This is a genomic window from Methyloversatilis sp. (assembly GCF_030696805.1).
Taxonomy (GTDB): Bacteria; Pseudomonadota; Gammaproteobacteria; order Burkholderiales; family Rhodocyclaceae; genus Methyloversatilis.
On the sequence record NZ_JAUYRO010000044.1, the window covers coordinates 39,398 to 63,422 of the forward strand.

Here is a 24,025-nt window from a genome sequence, read left to right on the forward strand (position 1 = left end):
CGGCCGCGCTGAAATGGCGCTGCAGAAAATCCTGAACACGAACTTCGAGCGTCGAACGCGATCAAGTTCCGGTGCCGAAACCCGTTAAGACGACGTATAAAACCGTTCCGATCAATCTGGCCATGACCCGCTCCATCACCGATATCCAACCCGGAACCACCGGCTGTTCAGGCTGCAAGTCGCCCGCGGACTCCCAGTTCCAGCTTTCCTTCGCCTACCAGCCGATCGTCGACGTCATTGCTCGGACGATATTTGCCCACGAGGCTCTGGTGCGCGGCCCGGCCGGCGAAGGTGCGGCATCGGTGCTCGACAAGGTCGATGACAAGAACCGCTACTGGTTCGACCAGATCTGCCGCCGCACGGCCATAGAGGGCGCTGCCCGCCTGGGCATGTCCGAGCTGCTGTCGATCAATTTCCTGCCCAACGCGATCTACCGCCCCGAAGTGTGCATTCGTGCGACGCTCGATGCCGCGCGCGACTTCAACTTTCCGGTCGAGCAGATCCTGTTCGAGGCAACCGAAGGCGAACGGGTCGGCGATGCGCGCTGGCTGAGCGAAATCTTCACCGAATACCAGCGTCTTGGATTCAAGACCGCCATTGATGATTTCGGGGCGGGTTATTCCGGCCTGAACCTGCTTGCGCTGTTCCAGCCGGATTACATCAAGATCGACATGGAACTGATCCGCAACATCGACCAGCGTCGTGCGAGCCGCGCCATCGTGCGCGGCGTGCTGCGCACCTGCGAGGAGCTGGGTATTGCCGTCATCGCCGAGGGCGTCGAAACCGTGGCCGAGCGCGATGTGCTGATCGACTCCGGTGTGCGGCTGATGCAGGGCTGGCTGTTCGCAAAAGCGGCCTTCAATTCCATTGCCACCGTGGACCCGCTCGCGTGGCCAGATCCGTCACGCGTGCTGCCGCCACGCAGACGCGCCTCCGATCGCATTTCCCCTGAATGAACCGATCTGTCGCAGCACATGCCGGCTTCACGGCTGCGCTCGATCCGGGCGGTGTGTTCGACCACGCTGCAGCCGGCATCGCGTGGTTTGATGCAGACGACGTGCTGCGCTATGCCAACCGCTGGTTCGAGTCGAGCTACAACGTCCGTGCGGCGGACCACCCGAGCTGGGAAGACATGATGCGCAACTGCCACGCCACGCGGCAGGGCGTGCTGATCGACACCGACGACATCGACGGCTGGATATCCGCCGTGCAGTTGCGCCGGCGCAGCCGGCCGACGCGCAGTTTCGAATCCGATCTGACCGACGGGCGCTGGGTGTGGGTGGTCGAAACCATCGACGCCGGCGGCGGTGTGCTGACGCTGGCCAGTGACATTTCCGACCTGAAACGGCGCGAGGTCGTGCTGCAGCAGAATTACGATCATGCATTGCATGTGTCGCAGCGCGATGCGCTGACCGGCCTGTACAACCGGCGCTATGCGTTCGAGCACCTGCAGGCGGCGGTGGCGGCATCGGTCATGGGGAGCATGACGCTGATTCTGGTCATGATCGACATCGATCACTTCAAGGCCTGCAACGATCTGCACGGACATGACGTCGGTGACCAGGTGCTGCGCGATTTCGCCGAGCGCCTGCGCAGCGGCATCCGCGCCAGCGATGTCGCAGCCCGTATCGGCGGCGAGGAATTCCTGCTGATCATGCCCGACATGCAGATTTCCGGCGTCGCCATGCTGTTGAACCGGCTGCAGGCGCCCGAATCCGTGCCATCAGGGTTGCCGGCTTACACGTTCTCCGCCGGTGTGACTTCGGTACGGCCCGACGACTGTCCCGAGACCTTGTTCCGACGCACCGATCGTGCGCTCTACTCGGCGAAGAACCGCGGCCGCAACCGCTACGTCTTCGTCTGACCAGAACGGCGTGCGCTAAAGCTCGTCTGCTGTGCCGGCCCAGCGACAGTCGTCGCCACTGTGCTTGGCGCGATACATGGCTTTGTCGGCGGCTTCCAGCAGCGCGAGCGCAGCTTCACCATGATCTGGATAGACCGCGATACCGATGCTGGGCAGCACCGTGATATGGCGACCGGCCAGCGTGACGGGCTGACCGAGCGCACTGCGAATCTTGCGGGCGACCACCAGTGCGTCCTCGCGCTGCGGAATGCCGGGCAGCAGCACGACGAATTCGTCGCCGCCGACGCGCGCCACCGTGTCGGCTTCGCGCACACAGCGCTTGAGCCGCTGTGCAGTTTCCTGCAACAGTTGATCACCGGTCGAATGGCCCAGCGTGTCATTCACTTCCTTGAACCGGTCGAGATCCAGATAGAGCAGGCCGACGTGACCGTGCTCGCGGCGCGCTGCGGATAGCGCCGTGTCGAGGCGGTCGCGCAGCAGCGCGCGGTTGGGCAAGCCGGTCAGTTCATCGAACCGGGCCATGCGCTTGAGCTGCGCAAGCAGCTGCATGCGTTCGATGGCGGTGGCAACCTGGGTCGATACAAAATGGAGCAGTGCAAGGTCACGGTCGGTATAGCAGGCTTCGCCAGGCATGCTTTTGAGCACCAGCGCACCGGTTGTGCGGTGCTCGGTTTTCAGCGGCACAGCCAGCCAGCAGCAGGCGTCGGGCGTGGCGGCGGTGCGCAGCTGCGACTGACCGGTACGAACCACTTCGCTGCACAGCGCGTGCGGCGGAGCCGCTCGATGTTCGTCGAGGCTGTAGGGAAAGCTGAGCACGCCGTCGCCGTCGGCGGTGGCTACAAAGAAGTTGTTGGCCGGCACCAGACTGTCGATGATCAGCCGGATATGAGCGCACAGTGCCGGCAGGTCGCTTGCTGCGTGCGCCGCTTCGGACAGCGCGTACAGCGCGGCCTGTGTGGCTTCGGCACGCTTGCGCTCCGTGATGTCGCGCGCAACCGCAATGCGCAGCCGGTCGGAGTCGGACCAGCGGGCCGACCACAGGATATGCACGCGCCGGCCATCCTTGCGCACATAGCTGTTTTCGAAATTCAGCTTGTGCTCGCCCGCCATGATGTCGGCCGCCGCCTGCAGCGTGCGGGCACGGTCTTCCGGTGCCACCAGATCGATCATCGCGCGGCCGATCATTTCGTCCGGCGTGTAACCGAAGATGCGTTCGCAGGCCGCGCTGACGAACACGAAGCGGCCGTGTTCGTCGACGACGCATATGGCGTCGGGCAGCAGGTCGAGGAAGGCCCGTTTCGCAAGTATCGGCGGTAATGGCATAGCCCCGAAAATACTACGCGAGCGCAGCCTGGCGGGTGAATTTTGCTTGCGCGCCTCGTGCGCAATCAGGAGGTCAACGGACGATCAACGTGCCGGCACGATGCGCAGGCTATCCATCAGCCGCTCTGCAGCAGGCCGGCCGCGGTCGAAATAGCGACCGCGCGGCGCGTCGAACAGAATCAGGTAAAGCCGGTCGCCGACGACGGCACCACGGCCCGCCCCCGCGCGCTCCACCTCTTCGCTGCGCGCCGTGAAGAGATACGCGAAGCGAAAGCCCGGGCTGCCCGATACCGTGTCGGGTGCAAGGGACTGCAGCTGGAACTGTCCACCATTGCCGGCCAGCATGGTTTCGACGAGGCCGACCGTGTCCTCCGGCGTCATGTGGCTGCGGAACAGCGGTGGCTTGCCATTGCGCGGCGCCAGGTCGTCCAGTGCCACACCGTCGGCCACACCGCTGAAGAACGCCAGCCGATCGATCGGCAGACCATGCTGGGTCCACATTTCCCGGTGCCTGGAGCCGTACGGCGTGTGGTGGTTCCAGTCGCCGCCGGCCTGCACTTCCATGCTGCCGCGCACCAGAACGGGGGCCGATTCGACGCGCTTGAACTGGCCGCCGCAGCCGGTCAGCAGAAGGGTGAGGAAAAGCAGGCAGATCAGTTTCATGGTGCGGGGGTCTCGATGTAGCTGCGGATCATTGGTGCATCGGGCGCGCCGGGTCGAAGCTCAAGATAGTCGCGGAAGGCCTTGCGCGCGCCGTCGGCGTCGTTGCGGCTGCGCAGGATCTGGCCACGCAAGCGCACGGCTTCTTCCGGCCGGTCGGAAAGACCTTCAGCCTCGCCGAGCGCGGCAAGTGCCTGATCGAGGTCGTCGTCCCGGGCGCGCGAGCGCAGCGCTTCCGCCCGCGCATACAACAGCTGGCCATCGCGTCCGTGGTGGCTCATCAGGCGGTCGAACAGGCGCAACGAACTGTCCGGTACGCGCCGGCGCAGTTCATCCTGCAGCATCTGCAGGCGCAGCGGCGCGATGTGCGCACGATAACGTTCGGCATGTGTCTCGCCGGGATTCCGGTCTCCGGCCAGTGTCGTGGCAGCCGCCTTCAGCGTGTCGCGACGCTCGTCGGCTGACGGATGGGTGGCGAACAGCAGCGTGCCGCCGCCGTCTTCGCCGGCGTTTTCCGCGATCAACTGAGCCCAGACCTTGGCGGCTTCGCCAGCGTCGTAGCCGGCGCGATGCATCAATTCCAGACCGATCGCGTCAGCCTCGCGCTCGTGGTCGCGCGAAAAGGAATAAACGCTGGCCAGCACACCCAGCTGTGCGACCTGACCGATGCTGCCGGCACCGGCCGCCCCGAGCGCAAGGCCCAGGAATTGTGCGAAACCCGCCTTGGCGCGCGCGTCGCGCAGGCGTTCCAGGCTGTGTCGTTTCACATAGTGACCGACCTCGTGCGCCAGCACGGCAGCCAGCTGCGCTTCGTTGGCGGCGCGCAGCAGCAGGCCGCTCCACACCTGCATCATGCCGTTGGGCGCCATGCTGGCGTTGAAGTAGGGTGTGCGCACCACATAGACCCGCATGTCGGGGCAGTGATTGCCGGCCAGCCGGCAGGCGATGTCGGTTACATAGCGCTGCAGCGCGTCGTCGCCGAGCAGGAAGCGCGAGCGGCGCAGGCGCTCTTCCTCACGGTCCATCAACGCCCACAGCCCACCTTCGTCGCTGGCCAGATCGGGCCGCGCAAAGCGTGTGTCGGCCACGCCAGCTGCGATGCGGCCGGGCCAGAGCGTCAGCAGCCCGCCGCCGCAGCAGCCGCAGAGCAGATCACGACGTTGCATGTCAGCGCGGAAACTTGTCGAGCAGGGCGCTGATCGACTCTTCAGCCGGCTCGGCTTCTCGCAGGTCGCCGGTGCCACGCAGCAGGCGGTTGAACCACACGATGTCACCACTGCGCAGATCGACCAGGGACGCGTAGCCGGTCTGGATGCCGCCAGGCATGGCCAAGCCGATCATGGCGGCCAGCACGATGGCCGCCTTGCGCTCGGCGGTGGCATAACTGTCGCGGATGTACAGGAAGAGAGCGTAGTCGGCGCCACTGCTCTCTCGCAGCCGCGCGGTGTCAGCGCCGATGTGCCATTCGAGACGCTTCTCCTTGGTCGGCAAGGCATAGGGAGCGACGTAGTGGTGTAGAGCAATTGCGGTGGCGACCGTGCCGTGCAGGTGATTCAGCGCGACTGCGTCGTCGTCGCTCAGATCGGTTTCGTGCAAGGTGACGCCAATTGAGGCTTCGCGCCGCCGGACCGAATCGCGCAGATGTTTCGTTGCCTGATCGGTCCATTGCGCCTGCGGCTCGGCAACGCCTCCGGCACCGACCGAGAACAATTCGACGTCGAGTGGCATCAGCACGATGCGCGCACTGTCCGGCAGGCGGCCGAATTCAGGCGCCATCGCCGCCTGCGACCAAGCCGGGCGGGCGTCCAGGCACAGGATGAACAGGACAACGACCGAAAGGACGGGGGGCAGAACGGAGCGAACTGAAAAACGCGACATCACGACATGCCAATAGCGACGAGCAGGGCACGAATTCTATGCGAAAAAAATGTGCGAGAGCCGGTCCCGTGGAGTCAGATTGCGCTGCCGCCGCCAGGCACGACGCGACAGCCCATGATGCGCCAGCTGCCATCTTCCGCACGTCCCATGCGGTAGATCGCGACCCACAGCACGCCGTCGGCATCGGACATTTCGACCGCCTGGAAAACCTCGTCGCCCTCGAGTTCCGGTTCGAGAAAGCCGACCGAGCGTGGCCGGTACACCACCGGGTAGCTCTTGCGCACCATTTCAAGGAAACCTTCCGGCGCCGGGAAGCGCTTGCGGATATCCGGGAAGGCGTAGGACAGGGCACGCGGACCGTCGTCGGCTGCGAAGGCTGCCAGCTGCGCTTCGATGACGGCGCGCACCGCCTTCGCCTCGATCGCATCGAATGTGCCCGTGTCGCCCGCCTGCGTCGGCAAGGCCTGCATCAGCAGCACGGAAAACAGAACATGCGTCAAACAGCGGAACAGGCGCTTCATGATGATCTCCCGGGCGGGCGTGGCAATGGGTGGCCCCACGAAGGTCTGCGATGGAGTGCAAACAGATCCTGTTACGCGCGGGCCGCGATGGCGGATGCATCCGCGCAGCTCAACCGCATCTCCGAAAGAGCGTAGACGAGCGCCGCGCCTCTGTCAGCCGTCGGCGTTGATGCGTGCGATCAGCGCGCGCAGCGTGTTGTCGGCTTGCGCATTGTCGACCTGGCAGGTGCCGGCGGCCTGGTGACCACCGCCGCCGTAGGCCAGCATCAGTTCGCCGACATTGGTGCGGCTGGAGCGGTCGAGGATGGACTTGCCGGTGGCGAGTACGGTGTTCTGCTTCTGCACGCCCCACATGATGTGGATCGAAATATTGGTGTCCGGGAACAGCGCGTAGATCATGAAGCGGTTGGTGGCCCAGATCGTTTCTTCGTTGCGCAGGTCGAGCACGGCGAGATTGCCGTGCTGGCGGGTGCAGCGCACGATCTGCGCCTTCGCCTTCTCCGCCTGTTCGAAGTAGAGCTCGACGCGCTCCTGCACGTCGGGCAGTTGAAGGATGTCGGTGATCGTGTGATTCCGGCAGTACTGGATCAGATCCATCATCAGCGTGTAGTTGCTGATGCGGAAATCGCGGAAGCGGCCCAGCCCGGTGCGGGCGTCCATCAGGTAGTTCAGCAGCACCCAGCCTTTCGGGTCAAGAATCTCGTCACGCGAAAACTGCGCCGAATCGGCCTTGTCCACGGCATCCATCATGTCCATCGCGATGGTCGGGAAGGCCTTCGGGCCGCCGTAGTAGTCGTACACCACACGCGCGGCGGACGGCGCATCGGCGTGAATGATGTGATTGGGTCGCTCGCCGGTATTGCGCAGTGTCTCCGACAGGTGGTGGTCGAACGCGAGGTGGGCGCCAGCGACATAGGGCAGGTTGGTCGTGATGTCGCGGTCGGTGATGTCGATCTTGCCGTCCTGCATGTCCTTCGGATGCACGAACTTGATTTCGTCGATCAATTCGAGCTCGTTCAGCAGCACGGCGCAGACCAATCCGTCGAAATCGCTGCGGGTGACCAGGCGAAATTTCTGAGTGCTCATGGGGAAGTCTCCGGTTCGGGCAGAATAGGTTTTCGGTACCTTGCTTCTACGGCGCCCTGCGGCCGGTCTTGAACGCGGCCACCCGGGCCCGCGCGATATAATCGACTCCGTTCCGGCGACATCGGGTTGCCGGACGGTGCGCTGCGGCGTGCCAGACCGGCAGTCGGGGTGTCCATGTCGCAAGTCCTTTCCGCTGTGCCGGCGTCGCCCGACGTGGCGCAGCCGTCCAATACCTTCCTGAAGTTCCGCAAGCGGCTCGAGCGCGCGACCGGACAGGCGATCGCTGATTATTCGATGATCGAGGACGGCGACGTGATCATGGTGTGCATGTCCGGCGGCAAGGATTCGTACACCATGCTTGAACTGCTGCGCGGCCTGCAGCAGCGCGCGCCGGTGCGCTTCCGCCTGATCGCGTTCAATCTTGACCAGAAGCAGCCGGGCTTTCCGGACCACATCCTGCCAGCCTATTTCGAATCGATCGGCCTCGAGTACCGGATCGAAACCGAAGATACCTACAGCATCGTCAAGGACAAGATTCCGGAGGGCAAGACGACCTGCGGTCTGTGCTCACGACTGCGCCGCGGCATTATCTACCGCGTGGCAGGCGAGATGGGCGCGACCAAGATCGCGCTCGGCCACCACCGCGACGACCTGCTGGAAACGTTGTTCCTGAACATGTTCTTCGGCGGCAAGATCAAGGCTATGCCACCCAAGCTGGTCAGCGACGACGGCCGCCACATCGTGATCCGGCCGCTGGCCTACTGCACCGAGCGCGACATCGAGCGCTTTGCCCGCGCCATGGCCTACCCGATCATTCCGTGCAATCTGTGCGGCTCGCAGGAAAACGCGCAGCGCAGGCAGGTGAAGGCCATGCTGCAGGAGTGGGCCCGCCTCTACCCCGGACGCATCGAATCGATGGCGACCGCGATGCGCAATGTCGTGCCGTCGCATCTGGCCGATTCGAAGTTGTTCGATTTTGCCGGCCTGCAGCCGGGCAGCCACGTGGGCGAGGGCGACACGGCCTTCGATCCGGTCGAACTGCCGGCGCGCAGCTGGGTGGATGACGAAGCGGTGGGCGGCATTCCGGTCCGGCTGGATATCGCGGCGAGCGGCAGCTGTGCTTGAGCGCTGGCTGCGTCGCAGCCCGCAGTATACGGACGACGCCGAACTGCGCATCCTGTTCTGCTGCATGGGCAATATCTGTCGCTCGCCGACCGCAGAGGGTGTCGTGCGGGCGAGGCTCGACATCGCCGGGCTTGCAGAACGGGTGCAACTTGCCTCGGCCGGCACGCATGCACACCATATCGGCAGTCGCACCGACCCGCGTGCGCAGGCGGCCGCTGCAGCGCGCGGGGTCGACCTCTCGCGCATCCGTGCCCGGCGTGTCACCGACGAGGATTTCGTCCGCTACGACCGCATCTACGCGATGGACCGCGACAATCTGCGCAATCTGCAGCGTAGCTGCCCGGACGACATGCGGCACAAGCTCGCACTATTCCTGCAGCATGCCGAATCCTTCGACGAGGACGAAGTGCCGGACCCTTACTACGGCGGTCCGGCCGGCTTCGAACGCGTGCTCGACCTGATCGAGGACGCTGCCGACGGATTGATTCGTGATCTGGCACAGCAGCTGAAATGAAAAAGGGCGGCCGAAGCCGCCCGCATGGCTGCGTGTGACAGGTCTTACTTGTCCAGCAGCGCCTTCAGGTTCGTCAGACCGTCGGTGTAGACCTTCTTGATCGTGCTGGTTGCCGTTTCATCGTCCTTGCCAGCCGCCGGGTAGTCGCCCTGATCGACGCGGAAGAACACCGAACGCCATTCCACTTCACTGCCGCCATCGGCCGCCGGCTTCACCGTCAGCCAGGCCTTGTACTTGGTGACCGGCAGCGCACCGCCGTCCTGGGCGGTGTAGATCATGCTGCGCTCTTCATCGGAAAGCTTTTCCAGCTTTTCGATCACTTCGCCGCCGCCCTTCACCTTCAGCGTGCGTACGGACCCCACGTCGCTACCGGCGGTGGCAGTGCTGCTTTCGATTGCAGGATGCCAGGCCTGCACCTGGTTGAAGTCCTTCACCTTGGCCCAAACCACATCCGGGCTGGCCTTCAGCATGATGGTTTCGTTGGCTTTGAGTCGCGACGGACCGTGGGCGAACACCAGCGTGCTGGCGAGCAGGGCTGTCAGTGCAGCAAAGAAACGCATGTAAATCTCTCCTCTGTGAATGTTGTCAAGGTGCTGAGTGTCGGTGAAAACAGGGTGCCTGACCCGGGGAAAATACCCGCGAAAGCTTCGCCAGCGCCATGAAAAGGGCCCGGTTTCCACCGGGCCCCGTTCATCGCGGACGACTTGGCGCGAGCGCTTACTCGCCGCGCGTTTCCACCTGTTGCATCGGCTCGCTGGCGATCACCGGAGCCTGACGACGGCGACGCCCCAGCAGAACCGGTTCGGGCTCGATCGCCGCCTGATCTGCATTGCTGCCAGGCTGTGTTTCGACCATGACGAGGCCGCTTGCATCAAGCGAACTCTGCAGGTCAGCCGGCGCGGCCACAGGCGCCGGCGCGGCCTGGATCGGTGGCGAACCGATGCTTTCCATGGCACGCACCAGCGTCGATTCGGCGCTGTCGGTCACCGGCGGTGCGGAACGCACAACCGGCACGTCGACAACGACCGGGATGTCGATGACCGGTGCAGCCTGAACGGGCTCGGGGCTGATCTGCTCCACGGCATCCGCTTCGGCAACAGACATCACGGCCGGGGCCGGGACTTCGACCTGTTCCGGTGCGTCGACATGCTCCGGTGCTTGGATATGCGCCGGTGCTTCGACATGCGCTGGCGTTTCTTCAATCACCGCAGCCACCGGTTCGGCGCGGGCAACGATGTCGACCGGTGTGACCTGTTCGGCAGCCGGCACAAACACCGGTGCTTCCTCGAGCGGCTCGGCGGCCGCCAGCGCCAGCGGCGCCTGGGCATCCGTCAGGTCGACCGGTGCTTCGTTGGCAGCAGCCGTCACCCCTTCGATATCCCCCTCGACCGCTGCGACATCACCGATGGCAACGCCTTCGGCACCTTCGGGACGGCGTTCGCCACGTTCGCGACGACCACCACGGCGGCGGCGGCTGCGCGGTGCTGCACCGTCTGCTCCCTCGGTGGGGACACCGTTTTCCGGCTGCGTCGAATCGGCACCCAGCGGCAGGTCGACCTGCTGCTGCTCGCGCGCATCGTTGGCAGCCCGTTCGCGGGGCGCGCGCGGCTCCCGCGGTTCGCGCGGTTCGCGCGGCGGCTTCGGCTCGCGCGGGGCACGTTCGGCCTGGACGACGCTGCTGTCCTGATCCTGCGTGCGCGGCTCGCGCGGTTTGCGCTGGCCTTCAACACGGCTACCTTCCGGACGGCTCTCGCTGCGCCCTTCACTGCGTCCCTCACTACGCCCGTCCGTGCGATTCGACTGCTCGCGCCCTTCGCGCGGCTCGCGCCCTTCGCGCGGCTCGCGGCCCTCGCGACCTTCGCGACGGCCGCGGCCGCGACCGCCGGAATCACCGGAGCGCGGACTGCGCTCACGATTGCCGGCCGGTTTCGGCTCGGCGACCGGCGGTGCAACCGGCGCAGGCGCCGGATCGGAACCGCGGAACCAGGACGCGATCATGCCGAACAGACCGCGTGATTCCGGGGCCGGTGCCGCAACGGGCGCGACGGCGACGGGTGCGGCCGGCACCGGATCGGCCACCATCGGCGCCGGCTGGTCGGGCGTGAGGTGCTTGATCGCGGCTTCCATGCGCTTCGGGCGTTCATCGGCCGGAATGGTCGACGGCGGCTGGTAGCTCTCGGCCAGCGGGTTGACCGCCATCTGGTAGGACGGCGCGACCGTGCCTTCAAGATTCAGCTGGTCGTGGCGCAGGCGGATGATTTCGTGCGCCGGCGTCTCGAGGTGCTTGTTCGGGATCAATACGATGTTGACCTTGTGTCGCAGCTCGATGGCGTTGATGTCGGCGCGCTTCTCGTTCAGCAGGAAGGTGGCGACATCGACCGGCACCTGGGTATGCACGGCGCCGGTGTTTTCCTTCATCGCCTCTTCTTCGAGGATGCGCAGGATGTGCAGCGCGGCCGATTCGGTCGACCGGATGTGGCCGGTGCCGCTGCAGCGCGGGCACGGGATGTAGCTGGTTTCGGCCAGCGCCGGACGCAGCCGCTGACGCGACAGTTCGAGCAGACCGAAGCGGCTGATCTTGCCCATCTGCACGCGGGCGCGGTCGTGATGAAGCGCGTCACGCAGACGGGTTTCCACCTCGCGCTGGGCGCGCGGGTTTTCCATGTCGATGAAGTCGATGACGATCAGGCCACCCAGATCGCGCAGGCGCAGCTGGCGGGCGATTTCGTCGGCCGCTTCGCAATTGGTGCGCAGCGCGGTTTCTTCGATGTCGCTGCCCTTGGTCGAACGGCCCGAGTTCACGTCCACCGCCACCAGCGCTTCGGTGTGATCGATCACGATGGCACCGCCGGACGGCAGGGTGACCTGGCGCGAGTAGGCGGATTCGATCTGGTGCTCGATCTGGAAGCGCGAGAAAAGCGGGACGTCGTCGCGGTAGCGCTTCACGCGCGCCACGTTGCCGGGCATCACGTGTTCCATGAAGGTGTAGGCCTGGTCGTACACCTCATCGGTGTCGATCAGGATTTCGCCGATGTCGGGCTGGAAGTAGTCGCGGATCGCGCGGATCACCAGACTACCTTCCTGGTAGATCAGGAAAGCGCCGGTCTGCGATTGCGCCGCACCTTCGATCGCGGTCCACAGCTGCAGCAGGTAATTCAGGTCCCACTGCAGCTCTTCGGCGTTGCGGCCGATGCCGGCGGTGCGGGCGATCAGGCTCATGCCTGCGGGCACTTCGAGCTGATCCATCGTTTCGCGCAGCTCGGCCCGATCGTCGCCCTCGACCCGGCGCGACACACCGCCGCCACGCGGATTGTTCGGCATCAGCACCAGATAGCGGCCGGCCAGCGAAATGAAGGTGGTCAGTGCGGCGCCCTTGCTGCCGCGTTCGTCCTTGTCGATCTGGACGATCAGTTCCTGGCCGACGTGCAGCGCATCCTGGATGCGGGCGCGGCCGGGCTCCAGATCAGCCTTGAAAAAGACCTTGGAGACTTCCTTGAACGGCAGGAAGCCGTGGCGATCCGCACCGTAGTCGACGAAGCAGGCTTCGAGACTGGGTTCGATCCGGGTGATGACCGCCTTGTATATATTGCTTTTTCGCTGTTCCTTGCTGGATGACTCGATGTCGAGGTCTACAAGTTTCTGTCCATCAACAATCGCAACGCGCAGTTCTTCTGCCTGCGTTGCGTTGAAGAGCATTCGTTTCATCAACTTCTCCCGCGCGCACCGCACACGGGCAGGACAAACCGCTCGTCAAATGAATAACGTCTATCGTTTCGGCGGCAATCGGGTTCTATCTCGATGAGGACGGGACGGGGACGTGGAGGGGTTTGCCAACTCTCAATGCAGCCGCGGTCTCGCAGCTGCCTGGGGGATTCTGCCTGTACGGTACTCGCGCTACTCAGTACACTCGCTACTTGGGGTGAGCGGGATTAACCCGTGATCCGGTTTTCGTCTGTCCAAGAAAGACCGCATGAAGCACTTCACCGAACACTTTGTCACCGGCGTCCACCACTTCGGGCTGGATGTGCTCCGGACTGCGTCCAACTCGCAAACAGACCGAAAACGCAGCGCAGTATATTTGAAATGAAGGAGTTGGGTAAAGCTCCGAAAGTAGTGCGGCATGTCGTGGACATCGAAGAAGCCGGCCAGCGCATCGACAATTTCCTGATCCGTATCTGCAAGGGCGTGCCGAAAAGCCATGTTTATCGGGTGCTGCGTTCGGGTGAAGTGCGGGTCAACAGCAAGCGGGTCGATCAGACTTACCGGCTGGTGGAAAGCGACGAAGTGCGCATTCCACCCATGCGGCTGGCTGAGCCCGGTGCGCCCGCGCCAGTGCCGTCGCGCGATTTCGACATCCTTTATGAAGACGAGGCCTTTCTCGCGCTGAACAAGCCGGCAGGCATGGCGGTACATGGTGGCAGCGGCGTCAGCTTCGGCGTCATCGAAAGCCTGCGCCGTGCCCGACCGGAGGCGCGGCTGCTCGAACTGGCGCACCGCCTGGACCGCGAAACTTCCGGCATCCTGCTCATCGCCAAGAAGCGGTCGGCGCTCACTTCGCTTCACGACGCCTTCCGCGATGGCGGCATGGAAAAGCACTATTTCGCGCTGGTCAGCGGGCGCTGGATGAATCCCCAGCAGCACATCAAGCTGGCGCTGACCAAATACCTGACCGAGTCCGGCGAGCGCCGGGTGTCGGTGGACAGTGAAGGCAAGGCGGCGCACTCCATTGTCCGGCTCGAAGTACGCTGGCCGGGCTACAGCCTGCTCGACGTCCGGATCAAGACCGGCCGGACGCACCAGATACGTGTGCATCTGTCGGCCAGTGGTTTTCCCATCGTCGGCGACGAAAAATATGGAGATTTCGCGCTCAACAAGGTGTTGCGCAAGGAAGGCCTGCCGCGCATGTTCCTGCACGCCCACAGCCTGGCCCTGAAACATCCGCTGACCGGAGAGCCTGTTGAACTGGCAGCGCCGTTGCCGGCTGACCTGACGGGCTTCGTGCGCCGCATCGATCAGCAGCAGCGGCGCGAATTCGAACGAAAAGAAGCCGATCTACCTCTACAGAACGAACACCCCGACTGACATTCTCATGCCCGCACAGTTTGACCTCATCGTTTTCGACTGGGACGGTACGCTGCTCGACTCGGCCGCCGCCATCGTCCATGCCATACAGCGCGCCTGCGAAGATCTAGGGCTGGACACGCCGGACGAGCGCACTGCTCGTTCGGTGATCGGCCTTGGCCTGGTCGACGCACTCGCCCGCGTGGTGCCCGAGTTACCGTCGTCACGCCATCAGGAACTGGCGGGCCGCTACCGCTACCACTATCTGGCACGCGACCACGAACTGACACTGTTCGACGGCGTGCCCGCATTGCTGGACAGTCTGAGCGCGCGCGGACACACCCTGGCGGTCGCCACCGGCAAGAGCCGGGCGGGGCTGGACCGCGCGCTTGGCCACACCGGACTCGGTAGCCAATTTGCCGCGACGCGCTGCGCCGACGAGTCTGTATCGAAGCCGGCACCGGACATGGTGCTTGAACTGATGGACGAACTGTCGTTCGATCCGGCGCGCACACTGGTCATCGGCGACACGACGCACGACCTGCTGATGGCGCGGCACGCCGGATGCGAGTCGGTCGCGGTGACGTACGGCGCACATCCGCTGCACGAACTGCTGGCGGCCCGTCCGAAGGCACATTGCGCGAGTGTCGATGAACTGATGGCGTGGCTGGCATGTCACGCATAGCGGTGTGCGAGTCGGCCGAACTGGTCGATGGCGGGCCCGGCGTGCGCTTCGAGGTCGAGCAGCGCGGCAAGGCAGTGGCTGCATTCGCGGTCAGATTTCGCGGGCAGGTGCATGGCTACGTCAATCGCTGCGCCCACGTGCCGATAGAGCTTGACTGGAATCACGGCGAGTTCTTCGACGACACAAAGTTATACTTGATGTGTTCCACTCATGGCGCGATCTATGCTCCTGAATCCGGGCACTGCGTCGGCGGACCCTGCCGCGGCAGCCGTCTCGAACCGGTAACGCTGGAAGAATCCGGCGGAACGGTGTGGCGGCCCGCGTAAATATTTGTTTAATTGGCTAAAAATGTCTGAACCGGAAAAGCAGCGCGACCCCATTGCAGAACCCGTCTGGGAACGAAAACTGATCGAGCGGCTGGCGCTTGAATCGGTGGTCGAGCAGCGGCGCAAACGTCGCTGGGGGATATTCTTCAAGCTGGTCGGCTTCGCCTACCTGGGCGTGCTTCTTTTTGCGCTTGTCGACTGGAGTACGTTGTTCAGCCAGGCGGAACATCGCAAGCACACTGCGCTGGTCGAACTGAGCGGGGTCATCGCGCCCGGGGCCGAAGCCAGTGCCGAGAGCGTGATGGCATCGCTACAGTCGGCATTCGAGGACAAGAACACCCAGGGCGTCATCCTGCGCATCAACAGTCCTGGCGGCAGCCCGGTGCAGAGCGGCATCATCAACGACGAAATGAATCGCCTGCGCAGCATGTATCCGAATGTGCCGCTGTACGCGGTGGTCGAGGACATCTGCGCCTCCGGTGGCTACTACGTTGCGGTCGCGGCTGACCGCATCTATGTAGACAAGGCGAGCATCGTTGGCTCGATCGGCGTGTTGATGGAAGGTTTCGGTTTTACCGGCCTGATGGACAAGCTTGGCGTCGAGCGTCGCCTGCTGACCGCAGGCGAAAACAAGGGTTTCCTTGACCCGTTTTCGCCGCAGGACGAAGGTCATCGCGTGCACGCACGGGAACTGCTTGGCGACGTGCATCAGCAGTTCATCGACGTCGTGCGCAAGGGGCGCGGCGATCGGTTGAAGGAATCGCCGGACATGTTCTCCGGACTGATGTGGAGCGGTACCCGCAGCATAGAACTCGGCCTCGCCGATGATCTCGGTAGCGTCGAATTCGTCGCGCGCGAGGTGGTCAAGGCGGCAGACATCGTCGACTTCACCCAGCGGCAGAATCTGGCGGAACGTTTCGCCAAGCAATTTGGCGCCGACGTCGGGGAAAGTGTTGCGGGTGCCTTTTCGCGCATCGGTCTGCGCTGAGGTTTGCTGCGACCGGTCAGCGTTCAGGCGCCGGCCAGCATCAGGAACAGGGTGGGGCGCCGGTCGATGCGCGCCACATCCGCCGTTTTCCACTGCGCCACAGTAAGCGTACGCACGTACTGATCAGGCGCAGTCAGCGCGCTGGCGATGCACAGCAATGTGTCACCGCGGCAATGCGCGCGGAGAGTCTCGAACATTTTCAGATTGCGATAGGGCGTTTCGATGAACAACTGCGTCTGGCGCAGTTGCGCCGACGTCTTTTCGAGGGTGGTCAACGCACGCGCTCGCTCAGCGTCGTTCACCGGCAGGTAGCCATGAAACGCAAACGACTGGCCATTCAGTCCCGAAGCCATCAGGCCGAGAAGGATGGACGACGGACCGACCAGCGGTACCACTTCGATACCCATGGCGTGTGCAGCGCGCGCCGCCAGCGCGCCGGGGTCGGCGACACCCGGACAGCCGGCATCCGAAATGACGCCTGCGCTGCGCCCCGCGCGTACCGGTTCAAGCAGCGCACGAAGCGGAGAGCCGCCGCGCTCAGGGGGCAGTTCGACGATTTCCAGCTCGCGCAGCGGCGTCGGATGCTCCAGTCGCTTCAACGTCGCCCGCGCGGACTTGGCGCTTTCGACCAGAAAGTAGTCGAGCCGGTGCGCACACTCCCGCACCGCCGAAGGTGTATCGGCATGCCACAAGGCGCGGCTGTCGAGTGCGCTGGGCAACATGTAGAGCACACCGGGCGGCGGTGTGCTCATGGCAGCGGATAACCGATGCGACGCAATATGCGGCTCAACTCGATCAGCGGCAGACCGACCAGTGCGGTCGGGTCGTCCCCGCTCAGCCTTTCCAGCAGCGCGATGCCGAGGGACTCGGATTTCGCGGCACCGGCACAGTCGACCGGGTCGTCAAGTTCGACATAGCGTTCGATTTCCGCCAGCGACAGCGTCCGGAACACCACTTCCGTCGGAACGACTGCTTCGTGCAGCGCGCCGTTTCGCGCATCGAGGACACAGAGCGCGGTGTCGAAGGTCACTTTCGCGCCGCTCAGTTCGAGCAACTGGACGATTGCGGCATCGCGCGTTCCGGGCTTGCCGTAGCGACGGACGCCGCACCAGGCGACCTGGTCGGAGCCGATGATGCAGCTGTCCGGATGGCGGAGGGCGATTGCTTGTGCCTTTTGGCGGGCGAGCCGGGCGGCCTGCGCACGGGGCGTTTCGTCACCAAGGCAGGATTCGTCGATGTCCGGCGAAGCCGTTGTGAAGGGCAGGTGCAGGCGCACCAGCAATTCGCGTCGATAGCGCGACGAGGAACCAAGAACGAGCGGGGGAAGGGCGTCGGACATAAGCGGGACGGGCGGCGTGTCGTTGCGGAACGCTTTGACAGTTTTACGTGCTGGATAGTATCATTTTGGGTTTGATTCTTCGGCCTGATGCGCCCTGTAGGCCCGCCGACAGGCGGTCTGGTTCCGACAGCGTGCGACAGAGGGTCCCGTGACAAGCATGGATGAGAGCGAACGGCAGCAGGCATCCGGCAAGGTTGGCGGCATGCCTCGTCAGCTTGACGCGATACAGTTTGCACGAACGTCCGGCGTCCTTGATGGCAGTACGGATGTCGCATTGCTTGAACGTGTCGCGCAGGAGTGCTCAGCGGTTCCGGCACGGATAGACTGGTCGATCGCCGGGCAGGTTGATGATGAAGGAGCGTGCTGGCTTGAATTGGCGCTTGAGGGTTCATTGATGTTGCAGTGTCAGCGCTGCCTCGAAGACGTCGCAGTGGGTGTGCGCAGCCGGTCTCGCCTCCGTCTTGTTCCAGCCGGTGAAGACTGGGGCGATCAGGACCTTGATGACGACAGCTATGAGGCGCTTGAGCTGGAAGGTTTGCTGGACGTGCGAGCGCTGATCGAGGACGAGGTGTTGCTTTCGCTGCCCGCCATCGCGCTTCATGAACAGTGCAGTCCGCCTGGCGCGGGCGCAGACTCCGATGTGGCCAAGCCGTCGCCGTTCGCTAAGTTGGGCACTGAGTTGGGCAGGTTGAAGCAGGGGAAGTAGCAGAAGTCGTAGGTGCCGGCGGCTGATGGCCCGGTGGTGTGCAAAAAGCAGGGTCGGCGCGTAACGCGCAGTCCGAACGCTCGGCAACTGTCGACCGGTCGGGAGAGCAGCGGCGATCCATCACGTTTTATTCATCCGGTTTTCCGGTAGGAGTGGTTCCATGGCAGTCCAGCAAAACAAGAAGTCCCCGTCGAAGCGCGGCATGCATCGTGCACACGATTTCCTGACAGCACCGGCGACGGCAGTCGAATCGACGACCGGTGAGGTGCACTTGCGCCACCACATTTCCCCGAGCGGTTTCTACCGCGGCAAGAAGGTGCTCAAGACCAAGGGCGAGTGATCCCCTGTTCCGACTTTCCGGCGCGCAGCCCGATGTCGGCATGTTTCGGCCATCGTGACTGGACTGGATGCATCGCATGAGCTACACCCTCGCCATTGATTGCATGGGCGGGGACCACGGCCCGTCGGTCACCGTGCCGGCGGCCGTTTCCTACATCCGGCGTGATCCCGCCTGCAGCGTTGTGCTGGTCGGGCTGCAGGACGTTCTGAACGCAGAGTTGAAGCGCCTGGGTGCCGAAAACGAACCCAGGCTGTCTGTCGTGCACGCCACGGAAGTGATCGGCATGGACGAGCCGCCAGCGCAGGCGATGCGCGGCAAGAAGGATTCGTCGATGCGGGTCGCGATAGACCTGGTCAAGTCCGGGCGCGTGCAGGCGGCTGTTTCCGCCGGCAACACCGGCGCATTGATGGCGATCGCAAGATTCGTCCTCAAAACCCTGCCCGGGATCGACCGCCCGGCCATTGCGTCCATCCTGCCGACGATGAAGGGGCACACCTATGTGCTCGATCTTGGCGCCAACGTGGATTGCACGTCCGAGCATCTGTTCCAGTTCGGGCTGATGGGCGCAATGCTGGTGTCGGCACTCGAGTCGCGCGAGCGTCCCAGCGTCGGCCTGCTCAACATCGGCGAAGAGGCGATCAAGGGCAACGATGCGGTCAAGGGAGCGGCAGAACTGTTGCGCGCCAGCGATCTGAATTTCTACGGCAATGTGGAAGGCAACGACATCTACAAGGGCACGACAGATGTCGTCGTGTGCGATGGCTTTGTCGGCAACGTGGCGCTGAAAACGTCGGAAGGTCTGGCGCAGATGATTGCGACCTTCCTGCGCGAGGAATTCAGTCGCGGACCGTTGCGCAAGCTCATGTATCTGGCTGCGCGGCCGGTGATTCAGGCCTTCCGCAACCGGGTTGATCATCGTCGCTACAATGGCGCCACGCTGCTCGGGCTGCGTGGCGTCGTCGTCAAGAGCCATGGCTCGAGCGATGCCTACGGATTCGAAGAGGCGGTGGCGCGTGCGGCGGATGCCGTGCGCAACGACCTGATCGCCCGCATTACCCTTTGCATGACACGTACCGAGGTGGCTGCATGACCTTCTGCCGTATCACCGGCACCGGCTCGTATCTGCCGGGATCGCCGGTGTCCAACGACGATCTCGTTGCGCGTGGCATCGAGACGTCCGACGAATGGATTGCCGAGCGGACCGGCATCCGGCGTCGTCACTTTGCCGCCGACGACGAAAAATCCAGCGATCTTGCGCTGCATGCCTGTCGCAGGGCGCTCGAGGCGGCGGGGCGCCCGGCGCAGGACATCGACTTGATCATCGTTGCGACTTCGACGCCGGACCAGGTCTTTCCGAGTACCGCCTGCCTGCTGCAGAACCGACTCGAAAACCGCACCGCAGTGGCGTTTGACGTCCAGGCTGTCTGCGCAGGATTCGTGTACGCGCTGACCATTGCCGAAAAATTCATCCGGTCCGGCTCGCACAAATGCGCGCTGGTGGTGGGTACGGAAGTCTTTTCTCGCATCCTGAACTGGGACGACCGCGGCACATGTGTCCTTTTCGGCGACGGCGCGGGCGCGGTGGTGCTTGAGGCGTCGGACGAGCCGGGCATCCTGTCGTCGGTGTTGCACGCCGATGGTCATTACCACGACATCCTGTCTGTACCCGGTACGGTGTGCGGCGGCAAGGTGTCGGGTACGCCTCTGCTCCAGATGGATGGCCAGGCGGTATTCAAATTCGCAGTACGCGTGCTCGGGGACACGGCAATCGAGTTGATGGACGCAGCGAAACTGCCGATGACTGCCCTCGACTGGCTGGTGCCGCACCAGGCGAACGTGCGCATTCTTCAATCCACCGCTCGCCGGCTCGATCTGCCGATGGACAAGGTGGTGGTCACCGTGGCCGACCACGGCAACACCTCGGCTGCGTCGGTCCCGCTCGCGCTCGATCTGGCGGTGCGCGACGGTCGCATCCGGCGTGGTCAGCTCGTCATGCTGGAAGGTGTCGGCGGTGGTTTCACCTGGGGCGGCGCGCTGCTTCGCTTCTGAAGGTCTTTCGAACATGCAGAAACTCGCATTTGTATTTCCCGGGCAGGGTTCGCAGTCGGTCGGCATGATGGCCGCCTACGGCGACGACCCTGTACTCCGACACACTTTCGACGAAGCGTCCGCCGCGCTGGGCGAAGATCTATGGTCGATGGTGTGCGAAGGTCCGGCCGAACGCCTTGCCCTCACCACCAACACCCAGCCCTTGATGCTGACCGCGGGCGTTGCCGTGTATCGCAGCTGGATGGCCCGCACCGGTCGTCGTCCCGACATGGTCGCTGGCCACAGCCTTGGCGAATACGCCGCGCTGGTGGCGGCCGGAGTGTTGACGCTTGCTGATGCGGTGCCCCTGGTCCGTCTGCGTGCCCAGGCGATGCAGGATGCAGTGCCGGCAGGGACTGGCGCCATGGCCGCTGTCCTCGGACTGGACGCAGCGGCGGTACAGGGCTGCTGCGAGGAAGCGGCACAGGGGCAGATCGTCAGCGCCGTCAACTTCAATTCGCCGGAGCAGACGGTGATTGCCGGCCATGCCGAGGCGGTGACGCGAGCCATGGCGCTGCTGTCGGAGCGCGGAGCCAAGCGCACCGTGGCGCTTCCCGTCAGCGCGCCCTTCCATTGCGCCCTGATGCAGCCGGCTGCAGCACGCCTGGCCGAAGCGCTGCCGGCGGTGGCGTTCGCCCGCCCGGCGATTACCCTGATCAACAACGTCGACGTTGCCTCGCCCGATGAACCGGATGCCATCCGCGACGCACTGGTGCGTCAGGCTGCTGCTCCGGTGCGCTGGGTTGAAGTCATCCAGCGCATGGCGGAACTCGGCGCTGTCACCGTGGCGGAGTGCGGGCCGGGCAAGGTGCTGGCCGGCCTGACCAAGCGGATCGACCGCAACCTCACGGGTGTGGCGCTGGCGGATGCAGCGTCGCTGGAACAGCTGGCACAACAGATCGGAGCGCAATAATGGGCGTACTTGACGGACAGATAGCGCTGGTGACCGGTGCCAGCCGCGGCATCGGTCGCGCGATCGCGCTGGCACTCGGCGCCGCAGGCGCAACTGTGGTGGGCACTGCGACGACGGAAGCCGGTGCGGCGGGAATCCAGCAGGCGCTTGATGGCGCAGGTTTCAAGGGGCGTGGGATCGTGCTCGACGTGACCCGAAGCGAAGATATCGCTACAGCAATGTCCGGCATCGAACAGGCTTTCGGTGCCGTCACGGTTCTCGTCAACAACGCCGGCATCACACGCGACAATCTGGCCATGCGGATGAAGGACGACGAATGGCAGGCCGTCATCGACACCAATCTGAAGGCGGTATTCTCGATGTCGCGCGCCGTGATGCGCGGCATGATGAAGGCGCGCAACGGCCGCATCATCAACATCACGTCGGTGGTGGGTGAAACCGGTAACCCCGGTCAGGCGAACTACGCCGCCGCCAAGGCGGGCGTGGCTGGCATGAGCATGGCACTAGCGCGTGAGCTGGGTTCGCGCAACATCACGGTCAATTGTGTGGCGCCGGGCTTCATCGCGACCGACATGACCGATGCGCTGGCGGACACGGCGCGCGCCGCGCTGCTGGGCCAGATCCCGCTCGGACGCCTTGGTACGACAGATGAAGTCGCGGGCGCCGTCGTGTTTCTCGCCTCGCCGCAGGCCGCTTACGTGACCGGCAACACGCTGCACGTGAATGGTGGCATGTTCATGCATTGACGCTGGCGGGATCGGCGGTGTTTCCGGCCGGTCGTTGCCGGCGAAGCGGGGCAGGCTTTCTGTTACACTCGCGCCACTTTTTTTAGTGCCCTGACGGACTCGTCAGGGCTTACACAGGGAAGGAGTTTCGCAATGGAAAACATCGAACAACGCGTCAAGAAGATCGTCGCCGAACAACTGGGCGTAAACGAAGCCGAGATCAAGAACGAATCGTCATTCGTCGATGATCTGGGCGCCGATTCGCTCGATACGGTCGAACTGGTGATGGCTCTCGAAGAAGAATTCGAGTGCGAAATCCCGGACGAAGAAGCGGAAAAGATCACTTCGGTGCAGCAGGCCATCGACTACGTGAATGGCCATCTCGCCGGCAAGGCCTGATCGTTCATCGGACGGAGTACGTTTTGGCACGTAAAAGAATTGTCGTGACCGGTCTCGGAATCATTTCCCCGGTCGGCAACACCGTAGGGCAAGCCTGGGAGAACATCCTGGCGGCGAAGTCGGGTATCCGGCGCATCACGCGCTTCGACCCGTCCGAGCTGCCGGTGCAGATCGCAGGCGAAGTGCGCGATTTCGACGTCGCCAACTATCTGTCTCCGAAGGAAGCGCGCCGCTTCGACACCTTCATCCATTACGGCATCGCTGCCTCGATGGATGCGATCCGCGACGCCGGGCTGACCGCATCACCCGATAACGCCGAACGTATCGGCGTGTGCGTGGGTTCGGGTATCGGCGGTTTGCCGATGATCGAGGAAACGCACAACGTCATGCTGGCCGGCGGCGCGCGCAAGGTGTCACCGTTCTTCGTGCCGGGATCGATCATCAATATGATCTCCGGCATCATCGCGATCAATTACGGTTTCAAAGGCCCGAACTTTGCAACCGTCAGCGCCTGCGCGACGGCCAATCATTCGATCGGCGAAGCGATGCGAATCATCGAGTATGGTGATGCGGACGTGATGATCGCCGGTGGTGCCGAATCGACCATCTGCCCGCTCGGCGTCGCAGGTTTCGCAGCGGCAAAGGCCTTGTCGGGCCGCAACGACGATCCCGAAGCCGCCAGCCGGCCGTGGGATACCGGACGTGACGGCTTTGTGCTTGGCGAGGGCGCCGGCGTACTGGTTCTCGAAGAGTACGAATACGCGAAAGCGCGTGGCGCGCGTATCTACTGCGAACTTGCGGGTTACGGCATGAGTGCGGATGCTCACCACATCACCGCGCCGTGCGGGGACGGTGAAGGTGCGTCGCGCAGCATGCGCAATTCGCTGCGCAACGCCGGCATCGAAATCGACGGCATCGACTACATCAACGCGCACGGCACCTCGACGCCGCTTGGCGATATTGCCGAGACGGTCGCCGTGAAGCGCTGCTTCGGCGAGCACGCGAAGAAGCTGTGCGTCAGCTCGACCAAATCGATGACCGGTCACGCGCTCGGCGCAGCAGCGGGCATCGAGGCGGTGGTAACGGTGTTGGCCCTGCATCACCAGATCGCGCCGCCGACCGCGAACCTGCGCGATCAGGATCCGCAGTGCGATCTCGATTATGTGCCGCTGGTGCCGCGCGACACGCGCATCAGAGCCGCGATGTCGAACGCGTTCGGCTTCGGCGGGACCAACGCCACGCTGGTGTTCAGCGAGCTGTAGGGCGGTCGTTGTGGGCAATGACGGTTTAGCCGCTTTTGCCCGTATCGAACTTCAGGGGTCGCGTTGCTGCAACGCGGCCCTTTTTGTTTGCGTTGTGGCGCTGATGGTTTCGGTTTTGCTCCGGCCCGCAGTGGCGCCAGTCGCTGCAGCCGCTCTCGCGCTCACCGTACTCGTGCGTCGGCGGGCTGCCTGGACGCGCATTCATTTGAGCGAATCGGGGCA

At 64.0% G+C, this 24,025-nt stretch carries 26 protein-coding genes; 16 read left to right on the forward strand and 10 right to left on the reverse strand.

What is annotated here, in order from left to right; translation table 11 throughout:
• Positions 1 to 122 precede the first annotated feature (122 nt).
• The gene (locus tag Q8R75_RS08005) at positions 123 to 956 is read left to right on the forward strand and encodes an EAL domain-containing protein (protein WP_305613372.1); all 834 of its coding nucleotides are present in this window, start codon (positions 123 to 125) and stop codon (positions 954 to 956) included.
• A complete protein-coding gene (locus tag Q8R75_RS08010) occupies positions 953 to 1,864 on the forward strand; it encodes a sensor domain-containing diguanylate cyclase (RefSeq protein WP_305613373.1) in 912 nt (303 codons plus the stop codon). The genes Q8R75_RS08005 and Q8R75_RS08010 overlap by 4 nt, the downstream gene beginning before the upstream one ends.
• Positions 1,865 to 1,879: 15 nt before the next feature.
• On the opposite strand, the gene Q8R75_RS08015 is transcribed toward Q8R75_RS08010, so the two are convergent.
• The 6 genes from Q8R75_RS08015 to Q8R75_RS08040 form a co-directional block, all read right to left on the reverse strand.
• Positions 1,880 to 3,187 carry a diguanylate cyclase gene (locus tag Q8R75_RS08015; protein ID WP_305613374.1) on the reverse strand — a complete coding sequence of 436 codons (1,308 nt, stop codon included), beginning with the start codon at positions 3,185 to 3,187 and terminating at the stop codon, positions 1,880 to 1,882.
• A gap of 84 nt (positions 3,188 to 3,271) precedes the next feature.
• Positions 3,272 to 3,850, reverse strand: coding sequence for a hypothetical protein (locus Q8R75_RS08020; RefSeq protein WP_305613375.1), 579 nt, complete (start codon positions 3,848 to 3,850; stop codon positions 3,272 to 3,274).
• On the reverse strand, positions 3,847 to 5,013 hold the full coding sequence (locus Q8R75_RS08025) for a M48 family metallopeptidase (protein ID WP_305613376.1): 1,167 nt from the start codon (positions 5,011 to 5,013) through the stop codon (positions 3,847 to 3,849). Before Q8R75_RS08025 ends, Q8R75_RS08020 begins: the two co-directional genes overlap by 4 nt.
• 1 nt (position 5,014) lies before the next feature.
• On the reverse strand, positions 5,015 to 5,623 hold the full coding sequence (locus Q8R75_RS08030) for a hypothetical protein (protein ID WP_305613377.1): 609 nt from the start codon (positions 5,621 to 5,623) through the stop codon (positions 5,015 to 5,017).
• 176 nt (positions 5,624 to 5,799) lie between these two features.
• Entirely contained in the window at positions 5,800 to 6,246 is a 447-nt protein-coding gene (locus Q8R75_RS08035) for a DUF4864 domain-containing protein (protein WP_305613378.1), read from the reverse strand.
• A gap of 153 nt (positions 6,247 to 6,399) precedes the next feature.
• Complete coding sequence (locus tag Q8R75_RS08040) at positions 6,400 to 7,332, reverse strand: exopolyphosphatase (protein ID WP_305613379.1); 933 nt, start codon at positions 7,330 to 7,332, stop codon at positions 6,400 to 6,402.
• 174 nt (positions 7,333 to 7,506) lie between these two features.
• Between Q8R75_RS08040 and ttcA the strand changes: the two genes are divergently transcribed.
• Positions 7,507 to 8,457: a tRNA 2-thiocytidine(32) synthetase TtcA gene (gene ttcA, locus Q8R75_RS08045; RefSeq protein ID WP_305613380.1), complete on the forward strand. Its 951-nt coding sequence runs from the start codon at positions 7,507 to 7,509 to the stop codon at positions 8,455 to 8,457.
• Positions 8,450 to 8,971 (forward strand): low molecular weight protein-tyrosine-phosphatase, encoded by a 522-nt coding sequence (locus tag Q8R75_RS08050; protein WP_305613381.1) that lies wholly within the window; start codon positions 8,450 to 8,452, stop codon positions 8,969 to 8,971. The genes ttcA and Q8R75_RS08050 overlap by 8 nt, the downstream gene beginning before the upstream one ends.
• 44 nt (positions 8,972 to 9,015) lie before the next feature.
• On the opposite strand, the gene Q8R75_RS08055 is transcribed toward Q8R75_RS08050, so the two are convergent.
• Entirely contained in the window at positions 9,016 to 9,531 is a 516-nt protein-coding gene (locus Q8R75_RS08055; protein ID WP_305613382.1) for an SRPBCC family protein, read from the reverse strand.
• A gap of 157 nt (positions 9,532 to 9,688) precedes the next feature.
• Positions 9,689 to 12,676 carry an Rne/Rng family ribonuclease gene (locus Q8R75_RS08060; RefSeq protein ID WP_305626137.1) on the reverse strand — a complete coding sequence of 996 codons (2,988 nt, stop codon included), beginning with the start codon at positions 12,674 to 12,676 and terminating at the stop codon, positions 9,689 to 9,691.
• A gap of 378 nt (positions 12,677 to 13,054) precedes the next feature.
• On the opposite strand from Q8R75_RS08060, the gene Q8R75_RS08065 reads away from it, so the two are divergent.
• Genes Q8R75_RS08065 through Q8R75_RS08080 form a run of 4 tightly spaced genes read left to right on the forward strand, consistent with a single transcriptional unit; the run spans position 13,055 to position 16,031 of the window.
• Positions 13,055 to 14,053: an RluA family pseudouridine synthase gene (locus tag Q8R75_RS08065; protein ID WP_305613384.1), complete on the forward strand. Its 999-nt coding sequence runs from the start codon at positions 13,055 to 13,057 to the stop codon at positions 14,051 to 14,053.
• A 7-nt stretch (positions 14,054 to 14,060) separates the two neighbouring features.
• Positions 14,061 to 14,717: an HAD-IIIA family hydrolase gene (locus Q8R75_RS08070; RefSeq protein ID WP_305613385.1), complete on the forward strand. Its 657-nt coding sequence runs from the start codon at positions 14,061 to 14,063 to the stop codon at positions 14,715 to 14,717.
• The gene (locus Q8R75_RS08075; RefSeq protein WP_305613386.1) at positions 14,705 to 15,043 is read left to right on the forward strand and encodes a Rieske 2Fe-2S domain-containing protein; all 339 of its coding nucleotides are present in this window, start codon (positions 14,705 to 14,707) and stop codon (positions 15,041 to 15,043) included. Before Q8R75_RS08070 ends, Q8R75_RS08075 begins: the two co-directional genes overlap by 13 nt.
• A gap of 22 nt (positions 15,044 to 15,065) precedes the next feature.
• The gene (locus Q8R75_RS08080) at positions 15,066 to 16,031 is read left to right on the forward strand and encodes a S49 family peptidase (protein ID WP_305613387.1); all 966 of its coding nucleotides are present in this window, start codon (positions 15,066 to 15,068) and stop codon (positions 16,029 to 16,031) included.
• Between the two features lie 23 nt (positions 16,032 to 16,054).
• On the opposite strand, the gene Q8R75_RS08085 is transcribed toward Q8R75_RS08080, so the two are convergent.
• Positions 16,055 to 16,783, reverse strand: a complete 729-nt coding sequence (locus Q8R75_RS08085; RefSeq protein ID WP_305613388.1) for an SAM-dependent methyltransferase — start codon at positions 16,781 to 16,783, stop codon at positions 16,055 to 16,057.
• Positions 16,780 to 17,370 carry a Maf family nucleotide pyrophosphatase gene (locus Q8R75_RS08090; RefSeq protein WP_305613389.1) on the reverse strand — a complete coding sequence of 197 codons (591 nt, stop codon included), beginning with the start codon at positions 17,368 to 17,370 and terminating at the stop codon, positions 16,780 to 16,782. Before Q8R75_RS08090 ends, Q8R75_RS08085 begins: the two co-directional genes overlap by 4 nt.
• Before the next feature lie 157 nt (positions 17,371 to 17,527).
• Between Q8R75_RS08090 and Q8R75_RS08095 the strand changes: the two genes are divergently transcribed.
• From Q8R75_RS08095 to fabF, 8 genes are all read left to right on the forward strand, one after another.
• Entirely contained in the window at positions 17,528 to 18,076 is a 549-nt protein-coding gene (locus Q8R75_RS08095; protein WP_305613390.1) for a YceD family protein, read from the forward strand.
• A gap of 160 nt (positions 18,077 to 18,236) precedes the next feature.
• Positions 18,237 to 18,416, forward strand: coding sequence for a 50S ribosomal protein L32 (gene rpmF / locus Q8R75_RS08100; RefSeq protein WP_019917801.1), 180 nt, complete (start codon positions 18,237 to 18,239; stop codon positions 18,414 to 18,416).
• A 76-nt stretch (positions 18,417 to 18,492) separates the two neighbouring features.
• A complete protein-coding gene (gene plsX, locus Q8R75_RS08105; protein WP_305613391.1) occupies positions 18,493 to 19,506 on the forward strand; it encodes a phosphate acyltransferase PlsX in 1,014 nt (337 codons plus the stop codon).
• A complete protein-coding gene (locus tag Q8R75_RS08110; protein ID WP_305613392.1) occupies positions 19,503 to 20,465 on the forward strand; it encodes a beta-ketoacyl-ACP synthase III in 963 nt (320 codons plus the stop codon). Before plsX ends, Q8R75_RS08110 begins: the two co-directional genes overlap by 4 nt.
• 13 nt (positions 20,466 to 20,478) lie before the next feature.
• A complete protein-coding gene (gene fabD / locus Q8R75_RS08115; protein ID WP_305613393.1) occupies positions 20,479 to 21,417 on the forward strand; it encodes an ACP S-malonyltransferase in 939 nt (312 codons plus the stop codon).
• On the forward strand, positions 21,417 to 22,163 hold the full coding sequence (gene fabG, locus Q8R75_RS08120; RefSeq protein ID WP_305613394.1) for a 3-oxoacyl-ACP reductase FabG: 747 nt from the start codon (positions 21,417 to 21,419) through the stop codon (positions 22,161 to 22,163). The genes fabD and fabG overlap by 1 nt, the downstream gene beginning before the upstream one ends.
• A gap of 132 nt (positions 22,164 to 22,295) precedes the next feature.
• Positions 22,296 to 22,541 carry an acyl carrier protein gene (acpP, locus tag Q8R75_RS08125; RefSeq protein ID WP_069040177.1) on the forward strand — a complete coding sequence of 82 codons (246 nt, stop codon included), beginning with the start codon at positions 22,296 to 22,298 and terminating at the stop codon, positions 22,539 to 22,541.
• A 23-nt stretch (positions 22,542 to 22,564) separates the two neighbouring features.
• Positions 22,565 to 23,803: a beta-ketoacyl-ACP synthase II gene (gene fabF, locus Q8R75_RS08130; protein ID WP_305613395.1), complete on the forward strand. Its 1,239-nt coding sequence runs from the start codon at positions 22,565 to 22,567 to the stop codon at positions 23,801 to 23,803.
• Positions 23,804 to 24,025: the final 222 nt, after the last annotated feature.